Source organism: Streptomyces montanisoli (assembly GCF_017813245.1).
GTDB lineage: Bacteria > Actinomycetota > Actinomycetes > Streptomycetales > Streptomycetaceae > Streptomyces > Streptomyces montanisoli.
The window spans coordinates 1-3,379 of record NZ_JAGIQL010000309.1; the positions used below are offsets into that span (position 1 = coordinate 1).

3 protein-coding genes are annotated in these 3,379 nt (G+C 76.3%); 2 read left to right on the plus strand and 1 reads right to left on the minus strand.

Going from position 1 to position 3,379, the window contains the following annotated elements:
- Positions 1 to 108 precede the first annotated feature (108 nt).
- On the plus strand, positions 109 to 756 hold the full coding sequence (locus JFN87_RS32605) for a response regulator transcription factor (RefSeq protein ID WP_209346058.1): 648 nt from the start codon (positions 109 to 111) through the stop codon (positions 754 to 756).
- 38 nt (positions 757 to 794) lie between these two features.
- On the opposite strand, the gene JFN87_RS32610 is transcribed toward JFN87_RS32605, so the two are convergent.
- Positions 795 to 2,300, minus strand: a complete 1,506-nt coding sequence (locus JFN87_RS32610) for an MFS transporter (protein WP_209346060.1) — start codon at positions 2,298 to 2,300, stop codon at positions 795 to 797.
- A 264-nt stretch (positions 2,301 to 2,564) separates the two neighbouring features.
- Here JFN87_RS32610 and JFN87_RS32615 point away from each other — a divergent pair, with 264 nt between their 5' ends.
- Positions 2,565 to 3,218, plus strand: a complete 654-nt coding sequence (locus tag JFN87_RS32615) for a class I SAM-dependent methyltransferase (protein ID WP_209346062.1) — start codon at positions 2,565 to 2,567, stop codon at positions 3,216 to 3,218.
- Positions 3,219 to 3,379: the final 161 nt, after the last annotated feature.

Here is a 3,379-nt window from a genome sequence, read left to right on the forward strand (position 1 = left end):
CCGGGGTTCCCGCGGCGGCCGACGGGTGAGCGCGGCGCGGCGGCCGGACGTGGCCGCCCGGGGCGGCGGGCGCCGCGGAGCCCGGCGCGTGAGCTCTACGCTGAGCCCATGACCGACACCCCGGACCGCGGCGCGCAGCCCTCGGCGCCGCCCGTGAGGCTGCTGCTCGCCGAGGATCAGGGCATGATGCGCGGCGCGCTCGCGCTGCTGCTCGGGATGGAGGACGACATGGAGGTCGTCGCCCAGGTCGCCTCGGGGGACGCCATCGTGCCGGAGGCGCTCGCCGCGCGGCCCGATGTGGCGCTGCTGGACATCGAGTTGCCCGGCCGCAGCGGCCTCGACGCGGCGGCCGACCTGCGGGAGCGGCTGCCCTCGTGCCGGGTCATGATCCTCACGACGTTCGGCAGGCCGGGCTACCTGCGCAGGGCGATGGAGGCGGGGGCCGCCGGGTTCCTGGTGAAGGACGGCCCCGTCGAGGATCTCGCCGCGTCGATCCGCCGGGTGCTCGGCGGCGAGACGGTGGTCGACCCGGGGCTCGCCGCCGCCGCGCTCAGCGCGGGGCCCAATCCGCTGACGGCACGCGAACGCGACGTGCTGGGCGCGGCCGCCGACGGCGCGACGGTCGCGGACGTCGCGGCCCGGGTGCACCTGTCGGAGTCGACGGTCCGCAACTACCTGTCGTCCGCGATCGGCAAGACGGCCACGCGCAACCGCATGGAGGCCGTGCGCGCAGCGCGCCGCCAGGGGTGGTTGTGAGGCGCACCCGGTTGTGAGGCGCATCCGCGGACGCGACGTCAGCCGCGCACGGCCCTCTCGCGTGCCGACGGCCGACGGGGCAGCCACACCAGCATGAGCAGGACCGCCGCCACCGACACCCCGCAGCCGATCCTGAAGGCGAGCGCGTATCCCGCCGTCAGCGCGACCGGATCGGTCCCCGGCCCGCTGCGGGTCGCCGCCGCCGTGGACAGCACGGCGAGCCCGAGCGCGCCGCCCATCGTCCTTGCGGTGTTGACGATGCCGGACACCAGGCCCGCGTCCTGCGGTTCCGCGCTGCCGGTGGCGAGCGCCGCGAGCGGTGTGCCCGACATGCCGAGGCCCGTCATGACGAGGACCCCGGGGCCGAGGATCGACGTCGCGTAGCCGCCGTGGGCGCTCAGCCCCGACTGCCACGCGAAGCCGGCCGCCGCGATGACGCCGCCGATCACGGCCACTTGGCGCGGGCCGATCCTGTGCATCATCGCGGGCGCGATCTTCGAGCCGAGCACGATGCTCAGCGAGCTCGGCACGAGCGCGAGGCCCGCCTGGAACGGTGTGTAGCCCAGGACGTTCTGCGCGTAGACCGTCATGAAGAACCACACCGCGAAGCTCGTCGCGCCGAAGACGAACATGGCCGCGTTCGCCGCCGCGACCGCGCGCGTGCGGAAGACCTTCAGCGGCATCAGCGGCTCGCGCGCCCGCGCCTCCAGCGCGAGGAACGCGGCGAGCAGCACGAGGCCCCCGGCCAGGGGGACGAGGGTGCCCGCGGCGCCCCAGCCGCTCCGCTCGGTCTGCACGATGCCGTACGACAGGGCGGCGAGCCCCGCCGTCACCAGGACCGCGCCGGGGAGGTCGAGGCGCCTGCCGCTGCCGCCCCTGCGCTCGGCGAGCCACAGGGCGCCGCCCGTCAGCACGAGCGCGCCCACGGGCACGTTGATCAGCAGCACCCAGCGCCAGGACAGCAGGTCGGTCAGCGTGCCGCCGACGAGCCCGCCTGCCGCGCCGCCCGCCGCGCCCACGGCGGCCCAGGTGCCGACGGCCCTCACGCGTGCGGGCCCCGCGGGTACGGCGGAGGTCAGCAGCGTCAGCGTCGCGGGGGCGAGCACGGCCGCGCCGAGACCCTGTACGGCGCGGGCCGCGAGCAGCTGCCAGCTCTCCTGGGCGAGGCCGCCGGCGAGCGAGGCGATGGTGAACACGGCGAGGCCGAGCAGGAACGTCCGCTTCTGCCCGAACAGGTCGGCGGCCCGGCCGCCGAGCAGCATGAAGCCGGCGAAGGCGATCGAGTACGCGTTGAGCACCCACTGCAGGCCGCTCTCGCTCATGCCGAGGTCCGTCCGCATCGACGGGAGCGCCACGTTGACCACGGACACGTCGAGGACGACGAGGAACTGCCCGGCGCAGGCGATGAGGATGACCGCCCAGGCCGGGACGGTACGGGCGCGCTCCCGGCGTCCACCGGCGCCGGCGCCGGTGGCGGGCGCGGCCGGCGGGACACGGGCCGAGGCGGGCGCCGACGGGGATGGTTCGGGCGGTGTGGTGGGCATGGCGTCATGCTCGCAGGGCGCCCGCGCCCCTGACATCCGATTAACGGCCGAATCGGCTCGGACCTTCGGCCTAGGCGCCGGTGCCCCCGCTGGGGTTCCGGGACGGGCCCCGCCGCCCCGCCCGAGGCCGCAGCCGGACGCCCCGGTGGCCGGGGGCCCGGGGCGGCTTGGCACCATGAGCCGCGTAGCCGCAGCCAGCCGGGCCACGCCACCGGAGCGGCCGCCACGATCCCCACGACCGACACCACCACCACGGAGCACGCCATGCAAGGGCACGCGCCCACCCCCGCCGAGGAGACGCTGGACGCCTTCGAGGCGGCCAAGGGGTTCATGCCGCGGGACGAGGGCCTCGCCCTGTACGCGGCGGCCGTCGAGGCGGGGGCGCTCGGCCTGCCGCTGCTCGAGGTCGGCTCGTACTGCGGGCGTTCGACGCTGCTGCTCGCCGACGCGGCGCGGCGCTCGGGCACCGTCGCGGTGACGGTCGATCACCACCGCGGCAGCGAGGAGCAGCAGCCCGGCTGGGAGTACCACGACCCCGAGGTGGTGGATCCGGAGCTCGGCGTGATGGACACGCTGCCCACGTTCCGCCGCACCCTGCACCGTGCGGGCCTCGAGGACCGGGTGATCGCGGTGGTCGGACGCTCGCCGCAGGTCGCGGCGGTGTGGGGCGGGACGCTCGGCATGGTGTTCGTGGACGGCGGGCACACCGACGAGCACGCGACGGGCGACTACGAGGGCTGGGTGCCGCACCTCGCGCCCGGCGGGCTGCTGGCGATCCACGACGTGTTCCCCGACCCGGCGGACGGCGGCAGGGCGCCCTACCGGATCTACCGGCGCGCGCTGGCGTCCGGCGCCTTCGAGGAGACGTCGGTCACGCGTTCCCTGCGCGTACTACGGCGTATCGGACAGGGCCTCTGACGGTGGGCGCGCGCCCCACTACCATCGCGCGGGTGTCCCACCACGAGAAGCCGCCGGCACCGCACGCCCCTCTGCACGCCCCGGCGCACGCCCTGCCGCCGGCGCCGTCCCCGTCCGCTCGCACACGCCCCAAGTCCGGCCCGCGCGGCCGGCTGCGCGCG